This is a genomic window from Vibrio sp. OPT18, assembly GCF_015163615.1.
Lineage (GTDB): Bacteria > Pseudomonadota > Gammaproteobacteria > Enterobacterales > Vibrionaceae > Vibrio > Vibrio coralliirubri.
This window is the reverse complement of the sequence record NZ_JADDYK010000021.1, coordinates 257,891-282,958: the sequence shown is the minus strand read 5'-3', so window position 1 is coordinate 282,958 and position 25,068 is coordinate 257,891. Positions and strand designations below refer to the sequence as shown.

20 protein-coding genes are annotated in these 25,068 nt (G+C 43.3%); 7 read left to right on the top strand and 13 right to left on the bottom strand.

Annotated elements, in window-relative coordinates; genetic code table 11:
• Positions 1-99 precede the first annotated feature (99 nt).
• Both IQQ51_RS03590 and IQQ51_RS03585 read right to left on the bottom strand, forming a co-directional pair.
• Complete coding sequence (locus tag IQQ51_RS03590; RefSeq protein WP_048613684.1) at positions 100-1,101, bottom strand: TerC/Alx family metal homeostasis membrane protein; 1,002 nt, start codon at positions 1,099-1,101, stop codon at positions 100-102.
• 562 nt (positions 1,102-1,663) lie between these two features.
• The gene (locus tag IQQ51_RS03585; RefSeq protein ID WP_193840394.1) at positions 1,664-3,403 is read right to left on the bottom strand and encodes a bifunctional metallophosphatase/5'-nucleotidase; all 1,740 of its coding nucleotides are present in this window, start codon (positions 3,401-3,403) and stop codon (positions 1,664-1,666) included.
• Positions 3,404-3,641: 238 nt separating this feature from the next.
• Here IQQ51_RS03585 and IQQ51_RS03580 point away from each other — a divergent pair, with 238 nt between their 5' ends.
• Entirely contained in the window at positions 3,642-5,399 is a 1,758-nt protein-coding gene (locus IQQ51_RS03580; RefSeq protein WP_193840393.1) for an ATP-dependent endonuclease, read from the top strand.
• 171 nt (positions 5,400-5,570) lie between these two features.
• On the opposite strand, the gene IQQ51_RS03575 is transcribed toward IQQ51_RS03580, so the two are convergent.
• Complete coding sequence (locus IQQ51_RS03575) at positions 5,571-6,065, bottom strand: DUF1097 domain-containing protein (protein ID WP_193840392.1); 495 nt, start codon at positions 6,063-6,065, stop codon at positions 5,571-5,573.
• Positions 6,066-6,269: 204 nt separating this feature from the next.
• Positions 6,270-7,175: a LysR substrate-binding domain-containing protein gene (locus IQQ51_RS03570; RefSeq protein WP_010429535.1), complete on the bottom strand. Its 906-nt coding sequence runs from the start codon at positions 7,173-7,175 to the stop codon at positions 6,270-6,272.
• 259 nt (positions 7,176-7,434) lie between these two features.
• Here IQQ51_RS03570 and focA point away from each other — a divergent pair, with 259 nt between their 5' ends.
• A complete protein-coding gene (gene focA, locus IQQ51_RS03565; RefSeq protein WP_193840391.1) occupies positions 7,435-8,886 on the top strand; it encodes a formate transporter FocA in 1,452 nt (483 codons plus the stop codon).
• Positions 8,887-9,160: 274 nt separating this feature from the next.
• Here the strand turns inward: focA and IQQ51_RS03560 are convergent, their stop codons facing one another.
• The 3 genes from IQQ51_RS03560 to IQQ51_RS03550 form a co-directional block, all read right to left on the bottom strand.
• A complete protein-coding gene (locus tag IQQ51_RS03560; RefSeq protein ID WP_029223680.1) occupies positions 9,161-9,730 on the bottom strand; it encodes a YceI family protein in 570 nt (189 codons plus the stop codon).
• A complete protein-coding gene (locus IQQ51_RS03555) occupies positions 9,727-10,266 on the bottom strand; it encodes a cytochrome b (RefSeq protein ID WP_193840390.1) in 540 nt (179 codons plus the stop codon). The genes IQQ51_RS03560 and IQQ51_RS03555 overlap by 4 nt, the downstream gene beginning before the upstream one ends.
• A gap of 153 nt (positions 10,267-10,419) precedes the next feature.
• A complete protein-coding gene (locus IQQ51_RS03550) occupies positions 10,420-10,665 on the bottom strand; it encodes a DUF2164 domain-containing protein (RefSeq protein ID WP_017059821.1) in 246 nt (81 codons plus the stop codon).
• 252 nt (positions 10,666-10,917) lie between these two features.
• Between IQQ51_RS03550 and IQQ51_RS03545 the strand changes: the two genes are divergently transcribed.
• Together IQQ51_RS03545 and IQQ51_RS03540 are read left to right on the top strand one after the other, a co-directional pair.
• Positions 10,918-11,553: a hypothetical protein gene (locus IQQ51_RS03545; RefSeq protein WP_052879599.1), complete on the top strand. Its 636-nt coding sequence runs from the start codon at positions 10,918-10,920 to the stop codon at positions 11,551-11,553.
• A 577-nt stretch (positions 11,554-12,130) separates the two neighbouring features.
• Positions 12,131-12,868, top strand: a complete 738-nt coding sequence (locus IQQ51_RS03540) for an EAL domain-containing protein (protein ID WP_029235240.1) — start codon at positions 12,131-12,133, stop codon at positions 12,866-12,868.
• A gap of 180 nt (positions 12,869-13,048) precedes the next feature.
• On the opposite strand, the gene IQQ51_RS03535 is transcribed toward IQQ51_RS03540, so the two are convergent.
• From IQQ51_RS03535 to IQQ51_RS03525, 3 genes are read right to left on the bottom strand one after another with little or no spacing between them, the layout of a single operon-like run.
• Positions 13,049-16,108 carry an efflux RND transporter permease subunit gene (locus IQQ51_RS03535; protein ID WP_193840389.1) on the bottom strand — a complete coding sequence of 1,020 codons (3,060 nt, stop codon included), beginning with the start codon at positions 16,106-16,108 and terminating at the stop codon, positions 13,049-13,051.
• Entirely contained in the window at positions 16,105-17,160 is a 1,056-nt protein-coding gene (locus IQQ51_RS03530; RefSeq protein WP_193840388.1) for an efflux RND transporter periplasmic adaptor subunit, read from the bottom strand. The genes IQQ51_RS03535 and IQQ51_RS03530 overlap by 4 nt, the downstream gene beginning before the upstream one ends.
• Positions 17,160-18,248, bottom strand: coding sequence for an efflux RND transporter periplasmic adaptor subunit (locus IQQ51_RS03525; protein ID WP_193840387.1), 1,089 nt, complete (start codon positions 18,246-18,248; stop codon positions 17,160-17,162). The genes IQQ51_RS03530 and IQQ51_RS03525 overlap by 1 nt, the downstream gene beginning before the upstream one ends.
• A 150-nt stretch (positions 18,249-18,398) precedes the next feature.
• Between IQQ51_RS03525 and IQQ51_RS03520 the strand changes: the two genes are divergently transcribed.
• Positions 18,399-19,139 (top strand): TetR/AcrR family transcriptional regulator, encoded by a 741-nt coding sequence (locus tag IQQ51_RS03520; RefSeq protein WP_048608410.1) that lies wholly within the window; start codon positions 18,399-18,401, stop codon positions 19,137-19,139.
• 127 nt (positions 19,140-19,266) lie between these two features.
• Here the strand turns inward: IQQ51_RS03520 and IQQ51_RS03515 are convergent, their stop codons facing one another.
• The 3 genes from IQQ51_RS03515 to IQQ51_RS27730 all read right to left on the bottom strand — a co-directional run bounded on the left by IQQ51_RS03515 (position 19,267) and on the right by IQQ51_RS27730 (position 21,541).
• Positions 19,267-20,538 carry a DEAD/DEAH box helicase gene (locus IQQ51_RS03515; RefSeq protein WP_017059829.1) on the bottom strand — a complete coding sequence of 424 codons (1,272 nt, stop codon included), beginning with the start codon at positions 20,536-20,538 and terminating at the stop codon, positions 19,267-19,269.
• 57 nt (positions 20,539-20,595) lie between these two features.
• On the bottom strand, positions 20,596-21,207 hold the full coding sequence (locus IQQ51_RS03510; protein WP_193840386.1) for an ACP phosphodiesterase: 612 nt from the start codon (positions 21,205-21,207) through the stop codon (positions 20,596-20,598).
• A 205-nt stretch (positions 21,208-21,412) separates the two neighbouring features.
• Positions 21,413-21,541, bottom strand: coding sequence for a hypothetical protein (locus tag IQQ51_RS27730; protein WP_017059831.1), 129 nt, complete (start codon positions 21,539-21,541; stop codon positions 21,413-21,415).
• A gap of 446 nt (positions 21,542-21,987) precedes the next feature.
• Here IQQ51_RS27730 and IQQ51_RS03505 point away from each other — a divergent pair, with 446 nt between their 5' ends.
• Positions 21,988-23,211 (top strand): aromatic amino acid transport family protein, encoded by a 1,224-nt coding sequence (locus IQQ51_RS03505; RefSeq protein ID WP_193840385.1) that lies wholly within the window; start codon positions 21,988-21,990, stop codon positions 23,209-23,211.
• A 148-nt stretch (positions 23,212-23,359) separates the two neighbouring features.
• The gene (locus IQQ51_RS03500) at positions 23,360-24,784 is read left to right on the top strand and encodes a methyl-accepting chemotaxis protein (protein WP_050650444.1); all 1,425 of its coding nucleotides are present in this window, start codon (positions 23,360-23,362) and stop codon (positions 24,782-24,784) included.
• Positions 24,785-25,068: the final 284 nt, after the last annotated feature.

Genomic DNA, 25,068 nt, shown 5'->3' with positions numbered 1-25,068 from the left:
AACAACAGTGGCCAATGTCACAGAAAATTTACATAAATAAATTTTCCACTTCATCAGCCACGTGTTCATTATCGACTTTTCGATAAGTTATATTTGTTTTTAATTTACTTGTTCAATGCCTGGCTTCTTCGCATAAACCGACGCTATAACCGCAATCGTCATAGTCGAAATCAGCACAGCAAGCGACCAATAAGTTGGGATAGCCCACTCACTGTCAACCAATAGCATTTTCACACCGATGAACACCATGATGAATGCCAGTGCCGGTTTCAAGTAGATGAACTTGTCCATCATACCTTGCAGTACAAAATACAACGAACGAAGGCCAAGTAACGCGAATACGTTTGCCGCTAATACCAAGAACGGTTCTTGTGTTACCGCAAAGATCGCAGGGATAGAGTCCAATGCAAACATCACGTCCATCACTGCAATCGCACCGATAACCAACATCATTGGAGTGAATGCCCATTTAGCACCCTGTTTAACCAATAATGCAGGACCATGGAAATCTTCAGTTACCGGCATCACTTTACGAAGTAGCTTTTCAGGCAGTGTATTCACACTCTCCTCTTCGCCCTTGTCTAATGCAAGCTTAATACCTGTACCAATCAAGAACGCAGCGAACACGTAAAGTACCCAATGGTATTCCGCCAATAGCTGTGCGCCTAGTGCGATCATAATTGCACGAAGCACCAATGCACCAATTACCCCCCAAAGAAGCGCACGAGGTCTTAGATGCTCAGGAACTTGGTATTGAGCAAAGATCATCGCAAAAACAAACAAGTTGTCTACGCTAAGGGATTTTTCTAACAAGTAACCCGTTATGAATGACACGGTTGCTTTTTGCGCCGTGTAGTCACTGTTCGGCGCATAAATGTCCCAAAACAGGTAAATAGAGCCAGCAAACAAAAACGCAAGTACAAACCAGAAAACACTCCAGATTGCCGCTTTCTTGATAGTAACGTTACCGCCACGAGTCTGATAGATATCAATAGAGACGAGAATAACCGTCAGCAGGAAAAAGCCCGCATAAGTCGTCATGATTGGCGATGAAAAAAAGGATTCACTATTTGTAGATAATAGAGATTGAGTTGAGTTCATTATTCCTCCGGGCGGAAGAACTGTACAAAGACCTTCCGCAAACAAAGCATATCAAGCTCCATTACGGATCTTGACTGTGATTGCGTTGGTCTCGTTGAAGTGAAATATGGGATTTCACCTTTACATACCGGATAGACTCTTGGCCTAACGAGATGACGATATGTAAACTTGCGCTAACTACTCCCCAAACGCGTGGATAATAATCCTCTGATTGTGTTTCGTCTATATAAATTTGCACGGAAAAAGCAAAAAAGGAGCAATCTGCTCCTTTTTTATTTCTTTCACTTACGCTTGGTATAGCGTGTATTGATAATAAGAATACTGCGACTGTTCAAAAGCTAGTCTTATCCAGTGCGCAGAACCATTACAAACCTGTAGTGGGCACCAAATACACTAACGCTGACCAAACTGATACCCAACCGACAACCGCTACCGCATCTAACCAATCTTTCTTATCCATACATATCTCCACAAGAACGCGACCTGCAGAGATGAAGCATAAACAATGCCAATTTTATAAATGACCCAAAGTAATAACACTAAGTATCAGCGTCATCTGTGGTTATCTAAAACACTCCATGCAATTCAACGGTTCATTGTGTTGAAGCGACTCTGGGTGGTCTTGCAGAAACTCAATGAAGCAGTCTGCCATAGAGTCAGTGGTGACCGTGCCATCACCTATCATGTCCAACACAGCGTTATAACCCTCTTTCCCTTTCATTGTGTAGGCAGACGACGCACCACGGTAAATACGGTTGCGAGAAACAGCCTGCCAACCTGAATCATCAGAGTGGATTTCTAGATGGTGAATCCTGTGCCCTAAAGGCGCTTCTTTGTGGTAACAAAACCTCAGGTTATGCGTATAAGGGAAGCTGCCTGAACCTGTACCCACAACGCCATTATCCAGCGCGTTATTGATTGCACCTTCAAGCATGCCAGCGATCGTTTCACCTTTTACTTCATACACACCAATGGGTACGGCAAACGGTAGTAGTTTTCCGGCAATATCGGCAACTGAAACATCGCCGCTATTCAGTGAATTTCTAACACCACCTGCGTTGTGAATAGCAAAGTCAACATGATGCCCTTTCTTGTTCATTAGATGGTGAAATGATTGAGCAACCAACGGCGCGAGTTGGCTCGGGCCCTTATCATCTGGAATACGTACATGGCGAAGTTTAGTCTCTGCATGAGCAATCACTTGTTGCTGAAGCTTTCGAACTCGCGGCTGGTATTTATCCGTCAGAATGCTCTGCAGCTCAGGATCTTTCTTACACACTGCGATATTGGGGTGATTGTTTAAAAATTCACACGCCATATCGTGGGCATCGTCTTGCCCTACTTCACTCAGTTTCGCGTCTATAAAGAGTCGACGGCCTAATAGCAGTTCATTCTTACCATTGAATTGCGTCACTTTACCTTGAGAATCGAACTCGATTTCGCAGTGTCCTAAGCTCATGGCGTGGAAACCCGCTTGCACAACATAGGTATCGCCAATTTTCACACCGTATTCATCATCCTTAACTAAGCCGATATCAGAAAAATCACCTTGTAAGCGATGACTATGACCACCAACAATGACGCCAATACCTGTTACGTTGGCTGCTAACTCTAAATCAGCTTCGTAACCAAGATGGCTAAGTAACACAATCTTGTTGATGCCTGCTTGATGGATTTGCTCAATGGTCGCTTTTGCTGTTTCCAAAGCATTTTCAAACGGTGTATCGATATCTGGGTTAGCGATGCCTGCCATCTTATCGATGCTTAAGCCGAATATTGCGACCTTCTCACCATCAAACTCTTTCGTTATAAAAGAAGCACTTCGTGTTTCAGGCAGATAAGGCTTAACAATGTCGTTGTCCGCTAGCGTATGAGTTTTATTGATATCCTCATTCGATAGATTCCAGTTACCGGCCAACAGTGGGAATTTGATTCTTTTCGCGAAAATCGCAACGGGCTCATTACCCATGTCTAACTCGTGATTACCGAGCGTCATGGCATCTATATTAAGGGCATTCAACAAATCGGCGTTGGCTTTTCCTTTGAATAAAGAAAAGTACAAAGTGCCCTGAAAGCAGTCGCCAGCGTGCAGGAACAAGGTTCCAACCTTCTGACGCTGGGCATCTTGTTCTATTTGTTTGAAGCGTGTTGAAATTCGAGCAAAGCCACCAGCACTGACATAAGGTTCAATGATGTGGTTGTTCATTTTAAGTGATAGCTGTAACGAGGTTGGTTCAAAGTATGAGTGGGTGTCGTTGATGTGTGCCAACACTATTTTTGCTGGCTTATTCTTTTTAGTCATATTTTCTTCTCTCTTTGTCCCTTCATACTAGGTCGAGAATCATGACAGAATCGTGAATTTTATGAAACTGCACTGCAAAAAAATACTCGAGATAGATCAAAAATCTCATTTTGCACCGTATTAATAAACAACGGGTTTTGTGACAGGTGAGCATACCGGATTTGGATTTTTCGATTATGATTAAAGATATCTGTTAGCTTTCAAACAATTAGCAGAGCCTTCCGTTAGGAGTAAGCCTATGCAACTAGAAAGAATCGAGATTTCTGGCTTTCGAGGTATCAAGCGCATGTCACTCGCGTTTGACGAGCTAACCACGCTTATTGGTGAAAATACTTGGGGTAAGTCTTCATTATTGGATGCCCTTTCCGTCGTTCTGCCCTCAGACGGTGTGCCATATCACTTTGAAATGACCGATTTTCATGTCGATTACTCAGTTTCACATCCACAATCTCAACACCTTCAAATTGTTCTCGCATTAAAAGCTAACGATAAGAGCGAGCTTAACGCAGGTCGTTATCGCAAACTCAAACCTATTTGGGTTCAAGATGAGTTTGGCGTATTCCGCATCTACTATCGAATCAGCGCGACGTTAGAGCAGTATGAGACAACCACACATTATGCATTTCTTGGTTTGGACGGTAATCCGCTCAAGCTTCATCATTCAGAAAAGCTCGCTCAAGAATTAATGACCTTACATCCCGTCATCCGTTTGCGTGATGCAAGGCACTTTGATCGTCCTTTCAACGGCAAGTCCCTTAACCACAATGCTCACCTGCCGACTAATGTTCACGCTAATAACGGGCACGCTAATCATGCAAATTCAAACGGGAATCATCACACGAGCAATGGCACAAACGGAAACGGCGCCAATAACAGTAATGGTCGCCAAGCAAGAATAGAAAAACGAATCGACAATACCTGCCGTCGTCTAATGGCGATTCCCGGTCATGTTAATAAAGGTGAAATGCGCAGTAGCCTAGAGTCGATGCAAAGTTTGATTGAGCACTATTTTTCTTTCAAAAGTACTTCTCGTCGTAACCCTAGAAAACAGCGAGACGGATTGCTTTATTCTGCGGGTGCCAATGATCAGAGTATTCATCAACTTGTCGAAGAGACCAAAAACAAACAAACCCGCTTATTATTCATGGGGTTACTTAACGCTTATCTACAAGCTAAAGGGCCAAACGACTTAAGGCGATGTGCGCGTCCTCTTTTGATCCTTGAAGATCCAGAAGGCCGATTACACCCAACACACTTGGCAAGGGCTTGGAGCTTGATGCAGAAGTTGCCCATGCAGAAAATCCTCACCACCAACAGTGGCGACCTACTCGCAGCAGTTCCACTTCAATCGATTCGTCGCTTGGTTCGTCAGTCAGATAAAACCATCGCCAATCAACTCAACATGAACCACTTCAGTAAGGATGAACTTCGTCGAATTGGTTTTCATATCCGCTTCCACCGCTCTGGGGCGCTGTTTGCTCGCTGTTGGCTATTAGTAGAAGGTGAAACCGAGGTTTGGTTGTTCAATGAACTTGCCAACCAATGTGGCTATAACCTAGCAGCGGAAGGTGTGCAGATTATTGAGTTCGCCCAATCAGGACTTAAGGCGCTGATTAAGGTCGCGCAAGAGTTTGGCATTGATTGGCATGTAGTGACTGACGGCGATGCCGCGGGTAAAAAGTATGCAGCGACAGTGTTATCGAAACTCGGTAATGATCAGGAAAGACATCGACTCACGGAACTGCCTGATAAAGATATCGAGCATTACCTTTATATGAATGGGTTTGAGAGCTTTTTCCGTGACATGGTTAAGATTCCATACGATCACCCTATCCCTCCGAAGAAAGTGGTTGCCAAGGTATTGAAGAAACACGCAAAGCCTGACCTTGCACTAGCCATTGTTTCTCATTGCGAGAATCAAGGACAAGAATGCATACCGCTTTTGTTAAGGTGGACATTAAAACGCGTGATCACCATGGCGAACGGAAATACCTAAGCATAATTTGTCTTATAGATACTATCAGTTGCTCTACTGATGAAATATTTAGCTAGTCGAATCAACCAAAAAAGGCACACCAAACGGTGTGCCTGTATAAATCGATATACAAATTAATTGGGGGTTATCTTGCAAGAGTTCACAGTGACTAACTAAGGTTAGGTTAACGAATTAAGCCTTTGCTTGTTTAGCGTGTTGTTCAACAACTTCCGAAGATTGAGTCGATTTCTCGTGAAGCCATAGCCCCGTTGCTTTCATCAAGTATCCAAATACACCACCAAGCAGTAAAGATGGCACTACAAGTTGCCAATCACCACCTGCAGCAAACGTCGCACAGCAACCAATGAAGGTGCCTGGGATATAACCTAGCCACGCTTGTTTCGCTTGAATACACATAAAGAAAGCCACAATAGCAGTAATCATGTAGCCTAAAATCTCTAACCCTGCGAAGGTTGAGCTTTCGATAATCACCATTGCCCAGAATACGCCAGTCATGTTGGTCAATAAGCTACCTGCTAGTCCTTTAACGCCGCCTGTTGGCGAAGCAAAGTAACTGGTGCAACCTAAAAAACCTGCCCATGACAATAAGCCGAAATAGATAGCAATCCATCCCCATAGACCTGACAAAATACCTGTTGTTAATGAAATCGCGACTAATGTACTCATACTATTTCTAAAGCCTAATTACGTAATTGAACGCAACCGGATTTAGCCTCACTTAAAATCAAGTAAGCATACTATGGGAAGATAGCCCTTATTTAGCCGATCACGATCACATTAATAATGTATGCAGTTGTTCATTTATCACTAGATAGAGACCGAAATCGCTTATTCAACACATTTAGTTATCTGAATTTTATCAAATCTACGTTACAGAACCGACCGTTTGCCTTTCATCATGCGCTTACCTTCACGCTTGATACATTCAGCAAGTGGGTTCTCTGCCATGTCAGCACGCCAAATAAAGGACAAGGTTCTTTCCATTTCAAGCTCAGGAACATTCAACGTCACCAGTTGACCTGACTCAACAAACTGTTCGACATCTAGATAAGGTAAACACGTTAAATATGGGCCGTTTGCAACCAAACTTCTTAAAACAGGAACGTGTTCATACTCTCGCCAAACATCGAGATCGCCAATTAAATGGTGAATAGAACTATCAAAAACTTTGCGAGTACCCGAACCATGTTCGCGTAATACCCACTTTGCTTGTTCTAATTGCGCCAAGCTGACTCGTTCACGCTTCGCAAACGGGTGATGAGCCGATGCAACCACCGTTAAATGGTCAGTACACCACACTTCTTGATGAACTCGGTTGTCATCACAACGACCTTCAATAACGCCTAAGTCATATTGATAATCTAATACACCATCAATGACAGCATCGGTACTTTGCACGCCGAGCGAGATTCGCATCTCGGGAAAGTCGTTATCAATAATACTGATGAGATCCGGAACGAGGTGTTCCGCCGGAGTTTGGCTAGCACCTAATTTGAGTTCACCACTCAACAAATGCTGCTCGTAAAAACCCATCTCTATTTGCTGCGCATCTTGCAGTAAACGCTTCGCTTTAGGCCTTAGCCACATGCCCCAATGAGTCAGGGCCATTTGCTTGCCCTGCCTTTCAAACAAAGGCCTTCCGAGCATTTTTTCCAACTGTGCAAGAGACATACTTGTCGCCGACTGAGTCAACGCCAATTTGTCTGCTGCCTGACTAACGCTCCCGGAGTCTGCTACTGCATCAAATACCGCGAGTTGCTTTAATGAATAACGCAAAATTCATCCTTAATGCTTTTAATTATTTGTGTCCTGATGCTCGTTTTTTATAAAGCCGATGAGCAATCAATTTCATTCTACGCGTAACCAAATCTATATCAATAAATTTGATGTGGTTTCTAAAAATTATCAATTTTACCTCTACCCCTCAACGCCCTAATCTGAAATGGCAGGACACAACGAGCCCTGCAAAACATTACTGATTAACCAAGTCATTAACACTAGGAATTACACATGACGGATTGTTCAAGGGGGGGATATGGCAACCAGCACTTCTGAAAATCATCAACTGTTCTCACCAACAGAAATGATGGCGGAAGCAGAGAAGTTTGCATTAAGTAAAGCAAATAAAACCAGCAGCATGACATTGAGTTTGGCAATCATGGCTGGCGCATTCATCGGGCTTGCTTTTCTATTCTACATCACGGTAACCACGGGCAGCGCTGATGCTGGATGGGGATTAAGTCGCTTAGCCGGCGGTCTTGCCTTCAGTATGGGTTTGATCTTGATTGTGATTTGCGGTGGTGAGCTATTTACCAGCTCAGTGTTATCGAGCATCTCATGGGCTAACAAGCAAATCACCTTTACGAAGATGCTGTCTATCTGGGGCAAGGTGTATGTCGGCAACTTTATCGGTGCCATGTTCCTATTGGCTTTGGTAAGCGCTGCAGGCTTGTATCAACTGGATGGCGGGCAATGGGGCTTAAACGCTCTAAACATTGCTCAACACAAGCTACACCACAGCCCTGTTCAAGCGTTTGCTTTGGGTGTGCTTTGTAACTTGTTGGTGTGTTTAGCCATTTGGTTAACGTTCAGCTCTGCTAACGCAATGACCAAAGCAATGATGACCGTGTTACCCGTTGCAATGTTCGTAAGCTCAGGCTTTGAACACTGTGTGGCGAATATGTTCATGGTTCCGCTAGGCATCACGATTCAAACATTCGCACCAGAAAGCTTCTGGATGCAAATCGGTGCAACACCAGCGCAGTACGCAGACTTAAACGTCATGCAATTTGTCACCGCAAACTTAATACCAGTGACAATCGGCAACATCGTGGGTGGTTCAGTATTGGTCGGCTTAGCCAACTGGAGTATCTACCGTCGCCCACAACTTAAAGCAGCAAAAATTACCGCTATTACACAAACAACAGAAATTACGTCAGTTAAGGAAATTACTATGAACACAGCAACTACTATCAAGCAAATCATGAACACTCAACCAATTACACTGAGCGTAGAAATGCCAACATCAGTCGCGATTGATACACTTTTAGACGCGCAACTTGTTAGCGCTCCTGTTTGCGATGTTGAAGGCCGTCTAGTGGGTATCTTCTCTGTTCATGACGTAATGGTTGACCTTTGGTGCCAAGATTACATCCCAACTAAAGGCCAGAAAGTCGTAGACCTAATGAGCCGTGACGTTGTGGCAATTGATGCAAACGACAAGCTAGTAGATGTTGCTGAGTTCCTATGTATCGATAAAGAACAACTGTACCCGACAACAAGCATGGGCTATGCCACTCGCCTGACTTCTCTTTCTTTAGAAGAACGTGCAAAAGCAATGAAAGTAAGCCAACCACATATGCTTCCAGTGCTAGAAAATGGCGTAATGGTCGGTGTGCTGACTCGCACAGAAGTGATGCAAGCGTTACGTCCAATCTACGGCGACCGCCTAAACGTGGTTCCACAAGCTGAACTAGAAACAGCTTAACTAATCTAAAGCTGAACTATTAGGGATTAGTAGTTCAGCTAGATAACTCAGTCATGGCAACGTTGACTGGCTAGAGGTAAATGGTGGCTTTTAACGTACTAAACGGTTTGACACAAAACAGACCTAAACGCGTTGCCATTTATCTCAATAAAAAAGGCGCAAAGTGAAAACTTTGCGCCTTTCTCTATTTCTAACTGCTGACCTATTTAGTATCGACCAAACTTTTGATGTTTCTAAAAAATGTTGATACCTGTCAGAAAGCTAGAAAGCTAGATTACTTCTTTACGCCTTCAACGTGTAGATCCATATCTACATAGCTTGAAGCTCCCATTACTGGAATGTTGAAGTCAGCAAGCTCTAGACGAGTTGTACCAACGAAACCTGCACGCTCACCGCCCCATGGATCTTGACCAGCACCGATGAATTCAGCTTCGATAACGATAGGCTTAGTTACACCGTGAAGTTTAAGGTCACCCATTACTTCAAGTTTGCCTTCACCTTTATCAACTACTTTTGTGCTGTTGAATGTTGCATCTGAGAATTTGCTTGTATCAATGAAGTCAGAGCTACGGATGTGCTTATCACGTTCTGCGTGGTTTGAATCAAGGCTTGTTGTATCAATCGTTACGTTCACTTTCGATGCTTCAACGTTGCTCTCATCAAATGAGAAGTCACCTGAGAATGTGTTAAAACGACCTTGGATAAAGCTGTAACCCAGGTGGCTAACTTTAAAGTTAACTGAAGCATGCGCACCTTTTGTATCAATCACGTAATCAGCGGCGTTCGCAGCGAAAGGCATTGCCATTGCAAATGCTAATCCTGTAGCGATAATTGACTTTTTCATTTTGAAGCTCCTATCATTTTTCGTAGCGTATCGTCTTTGTCGATAACGTGGTGTTTTATCGCCGCTAAGGCGTGCACTGATGCCATGATGATCAGTACCCATGCAGCATAGTAGTGAATCGTTCCTGCGAGATCAGATTGGTTTGCAAACAGTTCACCCATACTTGGTACAGTGAACCAATTGAATACGTCGATCCCGCGACCATCTGATGTTGAAATCAAATAACCTGAAATAAATAAAACCGCTAAGTTAATGTACATAAAGCCGTGAGCGATCTTCGCTGCTGCAACTTCATAGCTTTTACCTTCCACTTTAGGTGACACGGTAACTAACTTCCAAACCAAGCGGATAAAGGTAAGAGCAGCCAAAATAATGCCTACCGAACGGTGGTAGTCTGGTGCTGTTTTGTACCACTCGCTGTAGTATGAAAGATCAACCATCCACAGGCCTACACCAAACAAACCAAATATCGCGAGTGCTGAAATCCAATGCATCGCTCTAGCTAAAGGGTTGTAATTTCTAACGTTGTTGTCCATGCATCTCTTCCGAATGTTAACGAATCGTGTAGTTTTGAAAAGCGTACCCTACACTAAGTTTGTGTAACATATTATTTACCAAGCTTTACAATAGTTACATCATTGCAAATTAAACGAGTTATTCAAATTATTTGAACAAGTTTGGGCTAAACGTTAAATTTCAACAATTTGCTCGATTTCGTAGAGCTCATCTGAGATGTCTAACATTTTGCGTTCCATCACTTTCTGAGCGTCTTCTATCCCCTTGTTGTAGTAAACAGCACCAAACTTTTTGCTGATGAAATCGACCAAGAATTCCGTGTCGAACTGACCAAGCTCCACATCAAGTTCATCTTGCAGGTACTTTTGGAGCGTATGAGTAAGCTCAGACTTTTGTTTCGAATCTAATTGAATGGTCATGAATGTTTCCAAATAAAGAGTAAGTAGATCAATTGTGATTTGCTGACTAGACTATAGTCGAGGTAACTAGCTAGAATTCCTCATAATTTAGAATACAGACCAGTAGAGCGCCAGTGCTATCCATAAAATCACTCAGCAATGGTTAATTTTGATAGAGAGATCAAGAACTCGCACTTTGACGATAGGTAACGGAACCGCAATTACCGTACTATTGCCCATCAATAAGATAGTAGCTGTGTATAAGGGACTTCATTGTTATTAGATCTAGTGATTAAAAGCGTTAATCAGTTTCAAGACGATTGCCTAAAGCTCTGTGAACGCCACTACCCTACTGTACACAATCAAGGGATCAGTGAACATCATATAGGTAAGGCATTTGCCCGCCGAATGGAGCACACCTTCGTTAGCTTTAATCATGCAAGCAACATCAGCCCACTTGAAATGCTTTCCTCTAGAGAAACGCCTCGACACTTCCGAATATCTTCCGAAATCGGTACCGTTTGGATGATCAGTCATCATATGGTGAGCGCCGGGAAAACCTGTCGTAGAAAGTTGATGTTGGACATCCATAATTGGCAACAAGAGTATGGATTTTCCATTCAACCCAATGACGTTTTGATCATTGTCTCCGACCATTGGATTAGCCGAAGTAAAAACAGTGGTGAATTACTCCATTGGTGGATGGGTGAGCTCCCAGACGAGGTTACGGAATATAGCCAACAAGGTATCACGCTAAGAGAGAGTGATTCTCAATTCGCCACTGAGTTAAATAACAACTTTAAAATCAGCCCTTGCTTTATTAAATTTGGACACCCTTTAAAACGGTCAGGAAATCAACAACTGGTTCGTAAATACCTGCAACTTTATGCGGTACTTCAATGGCAGTAGGAATACGGGTCAACTTTTTCGTTCAGTTTTGAAAGTACATTGTTAGACCTCTATCCCAATATTTTATAAAAACACATATCAAGCCCTGCCCAATAATCATTCAAAGTTTATCTTCGATAAAATAATAGCTTATCAGATCATCATTCATATTTTGAGAAGTAGATATCATTTATATGCAAACGGAACTGCTTGTTGATATTGCAACTTTGACATTCCCCCATAACTTGGGGCTTTGTCCCTACTTTTAACTGGTGTATTTACGCTGAAAGCTTATATTGGTTGATGTTGATATGAGATAGATTACTCAGAGATTAAATTCACAATGATCATTATTAATGGTGAATGATAAGTAATTTTAATGACTAATATCAATTATCATGCTGTTTTTTCGTTAATTATATTTAATTAAATATTGGCTCTACAAATGAGTTTTTATTAATTGACAATTTACTTACACCTGTCAATATTGTGACAGCCGAGACATGTACGTCCGCCATTGAATAACCCCTCTTTACTAGCGACTATGATTTTATCAGACAGAAGTGAATTTATTAGCTGTATATCCGTAGATGCTGATATGCAGTTTATTGCGAAATACCAAGACCTGACGCTTAGAAGCGTCTATCAACCTATATTCGACTCTTCTATGACTCAAATAGGTGTTGAGGCTTTGGTGCGCATTTCAAATAACAAAGGTGATATTGTTCGTCCTGATCACTTCTTTCATTCCGACGAAACCTCAAGCACAGACAAAATCAATGTCGAGAGGCTGAGTCGAGCGATTCATATCCGTAACTTCGCACAATCGACAATCCGTCATTTACATCTATTTTTGAACGTTCTTCCAAACGTTGGTGAGTTGTTTGCTGCAGAAAAGGTCAGCGATAGCTTGTTAGCTAAACGCCTTCACGAGCTTAACCTTTCATGCGAACAGATAGTGATGGAGTTGGTAGAGTTGAATGCAGAAAGTGAAGAGCGTTTAAAAGATGCCGCCCTTTCGCTTGCGGATAATGGCTTTCAAATAGCGGTCGATGATTTTGGCACACAAGCATCAACCGAACAGCGCGTTCGTCATATTAACCCTCATATCATCAAGATAGACCGCTCGGTTATGTTGGACTTTGAACAAGGCGACACTCGAGAAATGGAGTTAGTACTTGATCTTGCAAACCAAATTGGCGCAAAGACAGTGATTGAAGGCATAGAAACCCAACAACAACTCGAAGCGATGCAGGGCTTAGGCTTCAATATGTATCAAGGCTACCACTTAGCCATGCCAAAGCCGATTGAGTTAGATATACGCCTAGCAATCTAGAATCGCCCTATTCTTCTCAAAGCCGCTTGCCCACTGGGTAGCGGCTTTTTTAATGCTTATCTATTCGTACCCATTTGCCGCTCTCACGTGTAAACACATTTCAGGACGGGACAACAGGTATAAAAAAGCCCAGTCGAATTTGACTGGGCTGGCTTAAAAGAATCTGTTTTATATCAATCCCTAATAACCCGCAGTGGACGGTTTGATTCTATATAGAACAGCGAACATCACTGGTACTACTATTAGCGTTAGTACGGTAGCAAAGCCTAAGCCTGCCATGATGGTAATCGCCATCGAGCCGAAAAATGCATCGAATACCAAGGGAATCATGCCCAAGATAGTTGTTAGTGCTGCCATAGATACCGGTCGCACACGGCTGATCGCACTGTCGACAACCGCTAAATATGGGTCTTTACCTGTTTGTAGCTCACTGTTGATTTGGTCAAGCAGTACGATACCGTTCTTCAAAATCATGCCACTTAGACTCAATAGACCTAAGAACGCAGTGAAGCTGAATGGCATATTAGTACCTAGCAGACCAATCGAAACACCAATGATAGAGAGTGGTACCGTAAACCAAATCACAAGTGGCTTACGAACCGAGTTAAACAGAAGCATAGTGATGATAAACATCAACAAATAACCCATTGGCAGTGAACCAAATAGAGATTCTTGTGCATCTTTAGAACTCTCGTACTCACCGCCCCAACTAATGTTGTAACCTGCTGGTAAATCGAGTGCTTCAACCTTTGGTTTTACGCGAGCAAACAAGCTAGCTGGTGTTTCATCACCTAACACATCGTGATCAGCCAGAACCGTTAGCGTACGCTTTCTGTCACGACGTTGAATCAGTGGCTCAGACCATTGAAGCTCAACCCCATCAATCACTTGTTCTACAGGAATGTAAGTTTGCAGTGATGGGCTCCAGATCTTCACATTGTTTAGTGATTCAAAATCAAAACGCTCTTCTTCAGGCAGGCGTGCCACGATAGGTAACATGTGCGTACCATCGCGCAGTAAGCCGATGTTGTAACCACCAAACGCCATCTGTAGTGTCTCAGACAGATCCGTCTTTGAAATGCCAAGGCGACGTGCCTTTGATTCGTTAAACAGTGGCACGAGCTCTTTGGTGCGTTCACGCCAGTCGTGACGTACGTTTCGAGAACCAGGATCCGCCAACAAGATATCTTCTACCTCAACAGCGATGCTGCGAAGGATCTGCGGGTCTGCACCGCTAATACGAGCTTCAATTTTTGAAGCTGGCGACGGACCAAACTCAATCAATTTAAATTGGAACGTAGGTTGTTCAAATTTATTGGCTAAGTCCTTGTCTAACCCTTCGAGGACTTTGAACATAGCGTCTCGGTCAGTCGTTCGTACCTGCAGTTGACTGTACGCTTCGTAACTTTTCTCGGGTTGGTATGTCAGCGCAAAACGTTGCATGCCCTGTCCAACCGTTGTTGTCACAAACTCAACGTCGTCTTGCTGGCGAATGTAGCTTTCAACTTTTTCTGTTTGCTTGATCGTTTCACGTACATCGGTGCCTTCTGGCATCCACATGTCTACGTAAAACATTGGGGTATTTGACGGCGGGAAGAACTGCTGCTTCACCATACCAAAACCGACGACAGAAACTGCTAATAGCGCGACCATACTAACTACAGTAAGCCATCTAAATCGAAGTGCTACTTTCAGACACGCACCGAATACCACAAACAGGATGCCTTTGTATGGGTCTTCGTTCTCATCAACCTTGTCTTCTTCTTTAAGCAACATCTCGGCAAGGAATGGCGTTAGTGTTAGTGCAGTTACCCAACTCAAAAACAGTGAGAAACACAGTACCCAAAACAGTGAACCCATGAATTCGCCTGTCGCATCTTTCGACAAACCAATCGGTGCAAACGCTGTGATAGCGATAATGGTCGCACCTAACAGTGGCCATTGTGTTTGCTTCACGATGTCTTTCGCTGCTTGAAGCTTGGTTTTGCCTTTCTTCAAGCCAACCAAAATACCTTCAACGACAACAATCGCGTTATCCACCAACATACCCAGCGCGATGATCAAAGCACCCAGCGAGATACGGTGCAGTTCAACATCGTTGTAGTCCATCAAGATGAACGTACCGAACACCGTCAGTAGCAGTACTAAACCGATGATCAAACCACTGCGTAAGCCCATCGCGAACAGAAGTACGATGATAACAATTGCGACCGCTTCCACTAGGCTTATCAAGAAATCAGCAACGGACTTGTCCACTTCCTGTGCTTGGTTGTAGAAGTAATTCAACTCAACACCGGCTGGCTTAATGCTTTCTAAGCGATCAAGTTCTGCATCAAGCGCATTACCGATTTCCACCACGTTTACGCCCGATGAGAACGCAATGCCGAGGTTGATGGCCGGTTTGCCGTTGTAAGTTAATACATTACCTGGTTTTTCTTGGATTCCGCGAGTGACATCAGCGACATCTTTCAAACGAATTAGGTTACCCGTATCGCGACCATGAATGATTAAGTTTTCTAACTCTTCAACCGTGCTCAGCGTGCCGTTAGGTTTGATGGTTAGGCTTTGACCATTGAGCATTACCTCGCCTGCCGATACCACACTGTTTTGCTGTGCGAGCAATGCTGTCACCGTCGACATGTCTAGGTTTAACGCCGCTAAACGCTCAAGTGACATCTCTAAGAACAATTGCTCTTGTTGGTCGCCTGCGATACTTACCTTGCCTACGCCTTCAACCAGTTCGATTTCACGTGTGAGATAATCAGCATACTGTTTGAGCTCGACGTAATCATATCCATCCCCCGTCAACATGATCATCACGCCAAACACATCACCAAAATCATCGATGATCTGAACAGAGTTAACACCACTCGGTAGCGTTGGCTGTAGGTCATTGATCTTACGACGCATTTCATCCCAGATTTGAGGTAGCTCATCCGGACCATAGTCCATCTTCATGCTCACCATAATTTGAGACATGCCATTCGACGAGGTTGAGGTAATCTTGTCGATATAAGGCAGCTGTCGTATCTCTTTTTCAAGTGGATACGTCAACTCCTCTTCAACTTCCATTGACGTTGCGCCAGGGTAAGTTGAAATAATCATTGCATCTTTAATGGTAAAAGCTGGGTCTTCTAAACGGGATAGGTTGCCAAAAGACGACACACCGCCAATGGCTAAAATGACTAGAAACAGCCAGCTGATTACTTTGTTTTTTATTGAATATTCTGCGATATTCATTCTGCTTTTCCTGACAATTGGATTCCGTCACGGAGTTTTCTTAGATTCGAGTTTACGAGTCGATCACCTTGCTCAACGCCATGAGCGATTAATGCGCCTTGGCCACTGATCTTGTCGACTTCTACTTCGCTTTTGAATGCTTGTCCGTCTTCCATTTTCCACACATAGAACTGATTCCCTTCAGAGCCCGCTTCTAGCGTTGTCATTGGTAATTGGTAGCCTTGAACATCGCTCAGGCCCGCTTTCGCCATATCTACATTGACCGTAACGCTCGTGCCCGGCAGAATTTCACTTTCAGGCTGCTGCATCTGCATCCAAAATTCGTAGGTACGGGATTGTGGGTGCAGTTCACTGGTGTGTTCTAGATACGTCAGTGGGTATTGGCCTGTGTGACCGCCAAAGGTCGCCTCAGGACGATAGCTATTTGAACGCATGTCTGGGCTAATTGACGCCAAGATCGAATCTGATACTTGAATTCGCACATACACCTTGTCGTTCTGGTACACACTCAGTAGTGTTTCTCCAGGCGTCGTATTTTCGAATCGTTGCTTATCGACAGTTGAAACTGTTCCTGAGAACGGCGCTAAAAGTTCTGTGTAACTTAGCTTGCGTTTCGCCGCCGCCAAATTCGCTGATGCGAGCTTATAGTTAGCCGTCAGTTGGTCGTGTTCTGATTGCGATAACATTTCGCTGCCAAACATCTCAGTACCACGGGCCAGCTGCTTGCTTGCCAGCTTGAATTGAGATTGAGCGTCAGTCAGATCTTGGACGTACGTTGCGTTATCTAAGGTGGCTAATAACTGCCCTTTTTCGACATTGTCGCCCGCTTCTACTAATACTTGTTGAATCTCGCCTGCTAGCTTAAATGCCAAGGGAGTCAATTCAGCTGGCATCACCTGTCCATTAAAACTTCTGAACTGATTAGTCAGCGGTGCGCCAACTTCAAAGGTAGACACCAACAAAGGCGGTTGTTCACGGTGTACAGCTTCATTGTTACAGGCTTGAAGTAACAGCGCCGACGCGACAACAACTGACAATTTTGAAAGGTTCATTAAATACCGCCCTCACGAAGCCAAGCTTTTACTTGTTGTCCGTCTGATAACACATCCACACCCGCTTCAACGATAAGATCACCAGACGACAATCCGTCGATAACCTTGCCTTGCTCATCAAGAAGGACTTGTACTTTAGAAATCAATTGAGAGTCAGGGTTATAACGCCATAGTTCACCATGGCCTGCGTCTTTATTTAACCAAGCTGAATCCACAATACCAATGCCGTAGTCAGATTTACTTTTCTGAACTTCAACTTGCGCTGTCATACCAGAAAGTAGATTGATGCCTTCTGGCTTTTCTATAGACACAACTGCTTGGTAGCTGTTGGTGTCTTCATCTGGTTGCGTTGAGATTTCTTTAAAGCGAGTCGGGATACGAATGCCGCGGTGGCCGTCCATCACAACCCACATGTTTGAGCTCGTTAGGTCTTGAATAGAACGGTCTTCAAGCTTTGATACTGGAATTGAAAACGTTACATCCATTTCACTGTGATTCAAAATATTCAGTACTGGCTGCTTTTCTGCGATCAATTGATATTGCTTTCCAAACACCATCGATACCACGCCATCGAATGGAGCAACTAAGGTAGTGTAGCCAAGGTTTGTTTTTGCTTGGTCCAACTCAACTTCAGCGGCAGTAAAGGTGTTCACGGCTTGGTCGTAGTAATCGGTACTGACCAGTTTTTTCGCATATAGCTCAGAAGCTTGTTTGTATTGGCTGTTTGCCAGATCAAATTTAGCTTGGGCAGCATCAACGGCAATACGGTAATCCGTCGCGTCTAATACGGCTAACACCTGACCTTTCTTCACTTCTTGTCCCATACGAACATCGAAGGTTTCTATATCTCCGCCCACTTGAAAAGAAAGTGCCGCACGGTCAGTTGCATCAACCTTTGCAATGAAGCTATCAAGATCGATATCAGTCTGTTGCGGGATTTCGAACAGCTTGACTGGCTTGATTACCTGCTCATTTTCCTCTGACTGAACTTTGTCACATCCAGTTAGAGAGCCTGCGAGCAATAGTGCTGCAATAACAGCTCCCATGCGCTTGCTCGATATGGCATTGATAGACAAATTGGACTGCATGATGCCTCTCCATTTAATTATTATGATTTATTACACAGGTGGGCAGTATATTTAATATTAAATAATTCTCAAGCTTTACTTTCCAGTTGTGCAGTATTTTTTATTTCAGTAAAAACAGTGTAGAATGTGGTAATCAGGTAATTATGTGAAATGAAGATGACCGAAAAGAAACAAGGTAGAAGAAGCGCAAAAGACGCTGAAGAGACTAGATTTTTGATCATGGGTGTTGCTGCGGATATGTTCTGTGAGCAGGGTTATGATAGCGTTTCGCTTCGTAACATCAGTGAGAAAGCAGGTGTATCGCATAGCCTTATCCGCCACCACTTTGGTAGCAAAGAAAAGATTTGGCATGCGATAAGCGATTGTTTACACGCTTATTTTCAGTCTTATATTGCTAAGATTATGGAAGAATTACCAAAAGACGTCGCACCAAACATTACTATCTATTTATTTAGTATGCGCCTCTTTAGCAACATGATTCACTCACGAAAACCGATGCAACTTATCACTGACTCTGTTCGTCAAAAAGATAACTTGGTCGATTACTTTATCGACAATGTTGGCGATGTCGAAAAAGAAATCAACATGTTAGCTGAACAATATAACGATGCGAATCCAGAGAGCTTGATCAACATTTATGAGATTAAGTGGCAAATGATCATGTATGCGCACGGTGCAGTATGTCTCACTCCCTTTATGGAAAGCACTTGGAATGAAGGTGATATGGTCACCTCACCCGAAGACGCCCTACTTAAGCATTGGCAGCTTTTCAACACGCAGATGGTGAGCAAGTTCAATATTGGTGAAGAGTGGGTTCTAAATCCAACCTCGATTGAAGAGCTGATTTACGAAGTGCCCTGTGTATGGAAGTGCAATCAAGAACATCATTAATCCAATGTTTTTATCTTCCTTGGTCGTAATTTGATTTACTTGAAACAAAAATGCGCCGTTACAGAACTAACTGTAACGGCGCATTTTTATATGTATAGTTCTTTAAACTGGAGCTTTGGCCAGTTTGTTAGCGACGGGCTTTACCGCGATTTTGATGAATCTTAAGCTTTGCTTTCATCTTACGCTTTTCTGATGAACGACTCTTGCTGCGACCACCACGATCGGGCGCTAGATCTTTTTCAAGGCTTGGTTCAAAGCCCTCTAGCCACTCTTGAGGCAAGCGAGTATCAAGTAATCGCTCAATATCACCCAATAGGTAAGCTTCATCCTGACTCATCAAAGAGATCGCTAATCCACTGTTGCCCGCACGACCAGTTCGTCCGATACGGTGAACGTAATCTTCTGCTTTGAATGGCATGTCATAGTTCACAACTTGTTCTAGCTGCTGAATATCAATACCACGAGCTGCCACGTCGGTTGCGATCAACGCACGAACTTTACCTGACTTGAAATCGTCCAGTGCTTTTTGACGCGCACCTTGGCTCTTATCGCCATTGATTGATGCCGCTTTAATGCCGTCTAACTTAAGCTCTTTAACGAGAGCATCAGTACCCTGCTTGGTCTTTGTGAACACCAACACTTGTTGCCAGTTTTTTGAGCCAATCAAATACGCCAATAATTCACTTTTACGCGACTTATCTACCGGGTAAACCATCTGTGTTACGGTTTCAGCGGTGCTGTTTTTTGGCGTAACTTGAATTTCACTTGGCTTTTGCATCATACGGTGTGCAATCGCTTTGATTTTGTTATCAAACGTTGCAGAGAAGAACAGCGTTTGACGCACTTCGTTCATGCGAGAAAGAATACGTTTGATGTCAGGCATGAAACCCATATCTAACATACGGTCAGCTTCATCCAGTACCAGTACTTCCGTTTGGCTCAACATGATGTTTCTAGTGAACATGTGATCAATAAGACGACCAGGCGTCGCGACCAGAATATCTGCACCACCGCGTAGGTTATCAGTTTGCACCTTCATGCTAACGCCGCCGTAAGCCACCACGACTTTAATGTCGGTGCCCTTTGCGTAGCTAGTTAAGTTATCGAAAACCTGTTGTGCCAATTCACGAGTTGGTACTAACACAAGCGCACGAACGAGCTTAGGGTTCGGAATAACATTGTCTTTTGTCTCGATTAATCTTTGAATAATCGGTAAACCAAACGCGGCCGTTTTACCTGTACCCGTTTGAGCACCAGCAAGTACATCTTTGCCTTCTAATACCAATGGAATCGCTTGTTCTTGAACGCTGGTCGGAGCCGTAAAATTAAGCTCTGATAGCGTGGCAAGAAGATGCTCAGATAATCCTAGTTGGTTAAAAGATTTTGTAGATTCAGACATAGTATGATGCTCAAAGATTAAATAGGCGCGGATTGTAGCAAACCTGTATTACGCTGTTTACCTTTCCTTTTGATTTTTCTTCATTTGAAGCGCATTAAACTTCTTAGCCTCCTCTAAAACGTTGGGATAAAGCTCATTAAAGTGACACTGCAACGTATCGTAGTGACGTTCGAGGTCATCGTAACATGCCTCGAGCATACCGAGCTTAGGTCTTCTCAACGCCATTCGCTGCAATACCACCTCTATAGAAGACATGTCTTGATAGCTCTCTAACCATCTGTGCTCAGCCATTTTCTGATGAACCATAACGAAATTTTCTGGCCAGTGTGGTTCTTGATGTTCAAAGATCTGCTCATGGCTATCGAAACAAAAACGCTCTAATGTCTGCAGTGAAAACTGAGCCCAATGATTGGCTAAGCAGTGATCCCAAAATACATCGAGTGCGATAGGCGCAAAGCGTCGTGTTTGGTCTGAGAAAAGTGATTTTGCAGAACGAGATACATCATGACGATCAGTATAGCTATCAACAAATCGATGAAGCCTAATGCCGTCAGAAAGGGAATCAGAATAGTGTTTATTAGGGTCGCCTTTAACAAAATCACCTAACAGGTTACCTGCTAAGTTACTGTTACAGTGCTTGGCGATGTGAAGGTGTGCGAGAAAGTTCATTGAACCTCATTAAAGTATCGAGAACTAAGTAACATGGTAAACGTACTCGTTTATCTTCGCGAACTTTAATGAGGATAGTTTTGGTATGACGTGTGAGCGAATAAGATTTGCTCAGTTTAGAATTGTTTGCTTTGAGAAGCTTTAGCTAAGAAAGCTTTTAGCTTTAAAACGTTTCAGTTGAAACTGAATTAAAGATCTTGAAAGCTTAGTTCGAAGACTTGAAAAGCTCTTCTGCTAACTGTTTCACTGTCTGCTCATAGTCAGACAAATCAATGCCAATTTCCATAGCATCTAACAACTCTAGACTTTCGTCATTATAAGATTGGTCACTCATTGTGCCCCCTCTATTCCTTGATGTGGACATGATGTCCTATTAACTAGTGCACCATCTTGGACTTATATTATGTCACTTTGATGAACGCACTCTACTCTACCCATTCCATATTCATAGCTTAAAGCTACTCGCGATCATTAACGCTTTTTTACGCTAAAGGGGTATACGCGAACGACATATGTACTGCCACCTTACACCAAGTACAACAAATTACTCTATAAATTTTGAAGCCGGTCATGGTCAAACGTTTGCTTTGCTCATTTGAATGCTGCCACGCCTCTTTAAGTAAACATTAATTTACAGTGGATATTTTTAATTACATTAGGCATTGCATTTGGAATTAAACTCAATCAGAATACTTCAAAATCGAGATATTCTTTGGGTTTATGCGCTTAAGCTAGAAGAATTACAATGAAAACACACCCTAACGTAAAGAATTATATACAATGAATAAATCAAAGGTTTTTGGTAGTACTTTGATCATTGCAGGCACAACCATTGGTGCTGGCATGCTCGCTCTTCCACTTGCTTCTGCAGGTATTGGCTTTTCAACTTCACTTTTCTTGATGCTGGGTTTATGGGCGTTAATGGCCTTTACGGCGCTATTAATGGTAGAGCTTCACCAATTCGCAGAATCTGACGCTACCCTGCACACGTTAGCTCACACCATTTTAGGGACAAAAGGAAAGTGGATTGCGAGCTTCGCGGTGATGTTTCTTTTCTACGCTCTGTGTGCGGCATACATAGCTGGCGGCGGTGCGCAATTTAACCAACGAATTTCGGATATCGCGGGTATCGAACTCAACGCTCAAATCACCACGCTTCTATTTACCCTATTAGTTGCTGGCGTTGTGACGATTGGTACACACAGTGTTGATAAAGTTAACCGCGTTTTGTTTGGCTTAAAGCTTATCGCAATGGTGTTGGTACTTAGCTTCCTAGCGCCAAACATTACCTCTCAATACTTAATGAGCATGCCTTTACAGCAAGGCCTGATTGTGGCGGCGATTCCGGTTGTGTTTACCTCTTTTGGTTTCCACGGCAGCATCCCATCAATTGTTCGATACCTAGATGGTGACGTTCGTTCTTTACGTAAGGTAATGATTATTGGCTCGGCACTGCCTCTGGTTATCTACGTTTTCTGGCAAAGTGTTACTTTGGGTGTGATTAGCCAAGAGCAATTATTGTCTGATACAAGTTTAGGCGCGCTATTAGTCTCTCTATCGCAAACTGTCCATCAATCCAACCTAAGCGTGATCGTCGGTGTGTTTGCGGACCTTGCACTGCTGACATCTTTTATTGGTGTGAGCTTGGGTTTATTTGAATTCATGGGCGACTCACTGAGCAAGAAACTAGGTAACGCGAAACGTGTTAAGACAGCTGCTATCACCTTCTTACCGCCACTGGGTTTTGCCTTATTTTACCCACAAGGCTTCATCATGGCTTTAGGCTATGCAGCCATTGCACTTTCAGTGCTCGCGATTCTGTTACCAACAGTGATGGTATACAAGGTTCGTTACACTGATTTCTCTGTCAAACCTCAATCTGCAGAAGCAAGTTACCAAGTGTTAGGCGGTAGCAAAGCGTTGTTTTTAGCAGGTAGTGTTGGCGTATTTATCATTGCGATTCAAATCCTTATATCAGTAGGGTTATTACCGTCTTTGGGCTAATAAACTCATACAGGATATAAATACTTGATTGAGATCTCATAATTAGCATGACGCTATCATTAATTTTCACAATTAGTCGATTGAAGTCACATTTTTATTTAGGTCGGTTATTTAGAGTCCACGGTAAAGGATTTACCGTGGAGTTTTTATGAAAGAAGTACAATTTCGAACGATAGACAAACTGTTTATCAAAATGTCGATCAACGACAAGTTTTGGGTCATTTTCTTAATCTTTTTTGCCGCTCTGGCAAGCCTAACTGGACTGAACTACGTCAACAAAATGGAACACATTGACGTAACTGCAAAACAGCAGGTCGAGTATCAACTACAAGGCATTTTATCAGCATCAGATTCCCCTGCTTCTGTTCGCTCTGTTAGCCAGCAAACTCGCGCTCAACAAACCACTATTTCAAACAATGGTTCGGTGACTGCCACAGCACTCGCACAAGATGGCAACTACTACTCACTTACCGTTTCAACTAACGATATACAGAATCAAAAGCAGCAAGCACTTTACACTTTATTACTGAGCTTTTTGTGGTGTGTGCCTTTTGGTCTTTTCTGTTACTGGGTAGCGACTTTCCTAGGCGGCGCACTTTGGGTTCTTTATTCAACGACTCAAAAGATTGGTGATGGTGACTTAACATCACGCCTTGGCTTCCACCCTGGCCGTGATGAGTTCGGCACGATTGGCTGTGCGCTTGACCGTTCAATGGACACGCTTAGTGAGTTAGTCAACAACGTAAACCACAGTGCAGCAACGCTAAGTGAAACGTCGGCTTCTTTCGAAACAGAGATGAAGCGCAGCGAAACACAAATCATGAGCCAAAACGCCTCTCTAGACTCTGTAGCGACAGCAATGGATCAGATGACAGCTTCAGCAAATGAAGTCTCTAACATCTCTGCACGCTCAACGGAACAAACCGAGCAAGACGCGCAGCAAATCAACGATAGCCACGCGAAAGTTCAACAGGCAATCTCGGAAATCACCACCCTTTCTTCTTTGATTGAGCAAACCTCATCTTCTGTTACTAGCTTGAATGTGAATACGAGCCAAATTAACGAGGTCATCACGACGATCAATGCTATTTCAGAGCAAACTAACTTACTTGCTTTGAATGCCGCGATTGAAGCCGCTCGTGCGGGCGAACAAGGCCGTGGTTTCGCTGTTGTTGCTGATGAAGTAAGAACACTGGCAAGCCGCACTCAGTCGGCTACAGTAGAAATCCAAGCGATGATTGAACGCTTACAGCAAGAGAGCCAAAATATCGCGAAGATCACCGAACAGACGGTTGATCAAGCGCAAACCAGTAGCCAACTGATTTCGGACATTGGTCACGACGTAAACTCGATTGCAGATTCAGCTCAAGCACTGATGGACATGAGTATCCAAATCGCAACATCGGCAGACGAGCAAAGTAACGTTGCCAATACGATTGCAGCTGAACTTAACGATATTCGCAGCCAATCCGATGTGATTAAAGACGTGGCTCAGAATTCTTCAAATGGCGTCTCTAGGCTAACAGAAGCGTCAGTTTCTCTGTCTCAGACGTTGGCACGATACCGTACTTAAGGCTCAACTGGCGAACTAGCAGCGCGAATTGAAAACAAACTAATGAGGACTCGTAATGGGTCCTTTTTTTTGGCTTTTGTTTAATAACATTACAAGAGGCATGGTCAATAACGATGACATTATCAATTACCATGAAGCAAGTCGCAAAGGAGAGATTAAGAAGTGTCAGAACTGTCTAATATTCGAGCTTAGGAGTAATCTAATTGAACGGGTCTTTTTTCGCTTACCCTCTTGCTGCAGGTGACACATAATGAATAAAACAGAAACACCAAACACCGACGACA

What these genes read in the sequence shown, in the direction of transcription:
- IQQ51_RS03515 (WP_017059829.1), bottom strand. Translation starts at nt 20,538, where the DNA reads ATGTCTGAATCTACAAAATCTTTTAACCAACTAGGATTATCTGAGCAT.
- IQQ51_RS27730 (WP_017059831.1), bottom strand. Translation starts at nt 21,541, where the DNA reads ATGAGTGACCAATCTTATAATGACGAAAGTCTAGAGTTGTTAGATGCT.
- IQQ51_RS03580 (WP_193840393.1), top strand. Translation starts at nt 3,642, where the DNA reads ATGCAACTAGAAAGAATCGAGATTTCTGGCTTTCGAGGTATCAAGCGC.
- IQQ51_RS03525 (WP_193840387.1), bottom strand. Translation starts at nt 18,248, where the DNA reads ATGCAGTCCAATTTGTCTATCAATGCCATATCGAGCAAGCGCATGGGA.
- IQQ51_RS03550 (WP_017059821.1), bottom strand. Translation starts at nt 10,665, where the DNA reads ATGACCATTCAATTAGATTCGAAACAAAAGTCTGAGCTTACTCATACG.
- IQQ51_RS03535 (WP_193840389.1), bottom strand. Translation starts at nt 16,108, where the DNA reads ATGAATATCGCAGAATATTCAATAAAAAACAAAGTAATCAGCTGGCTG.
- IQQ51_RS03510 (WP_193840386.1), bottom strand. Translation starts at nt 21,207, where the DNA reads ATGAACTTTCTCGCACACCTTCACATCGCCAAGCACTGTAACAGTAAC.
- IQQ51_RS03505 (WP_193840385.1), top strand. Translation starts at nt 21,988, where the DNA reads ATGAATAAATCAAAGGTTTTTGGTAGTACTTTGATCATTGCAGGCACA.
- IQQ51_RS03585 (WP_193840394.1), bottom strand. Translation starts at nt 3,403, where the DNA reads ATGACTAAAAAGAATAAGCCAGCAAAAATAGTGTTGGCACACATCAAC.
- IQQ51_RS03555 (WP_193840390.1), bottom strand. Translation starts at nt 10,266, where the DNA reads ATGGACAACAACGTTAGAAATTACAACCCTTTAGCTAGAGCGATGCAT.
- IQQ51_RS03590 (WP_048613684.1), bottom strand. Translation starts at nt 1,101, where the DNA reads ATGAACTCAACTCAATCTCTATTATCTACAAATAGTGAATCCTTTTTT.
- focA (WP_193840391.1), top strand. Translation starts at nt 7,435, where the DNA reads ATGGCAACCAGCACTTCTGAAAATCATCAACTGTTCTCACCAACAGAA.
- IQQ51_RS03575 (WP_193840392.1), bottom strand. Translation starts at nt 6,065, where the DNA reads ATGAGTACATTAGTCGCGATTTCATTAACAACAGGTATTTTGTCAGGT.
- IQQ51_RS03520 (WP_048608410.1), top strand. Translation starts at nt 18,399, where the DNA reads ATGAAGATGACCGAAAAGAAACAAGGTAGAAGAAGCGCAAAAGACGCT.
- IQQ51_RS03530 (WP_193840388.1), bottom strand. Translation starts at nt 17,160, where the DNA reads ATGAACCTTTCAAAATTGTCAGTTGTTGTCGCGTCGGCGCTGTTACTT.
- IQQ51_RS03500 (WP_050650444.1), top strand. Translation starts at nt 23,360, where the DNA reads ATGAAAGAAGTACAATTTCGAACGATAGACAAACTGTTTATCAAAATG.
- IQQ51_RS03540 (WP_029235240.1), top strand. Translation starts at nt 12,131, where the DNA reads ATGCAGTTTATTGCGAAATACCAAGACCTGACGCTTAGAAGCGTCTAT.
- IQQ51_RS03560 (WP_029223680.1), bottom strand. Translation starts at nt 9,730, where the DNA reads ATGAAAAAGTCAATTATCGCTACAGGATTAGCATTTGCAATGGCAATG.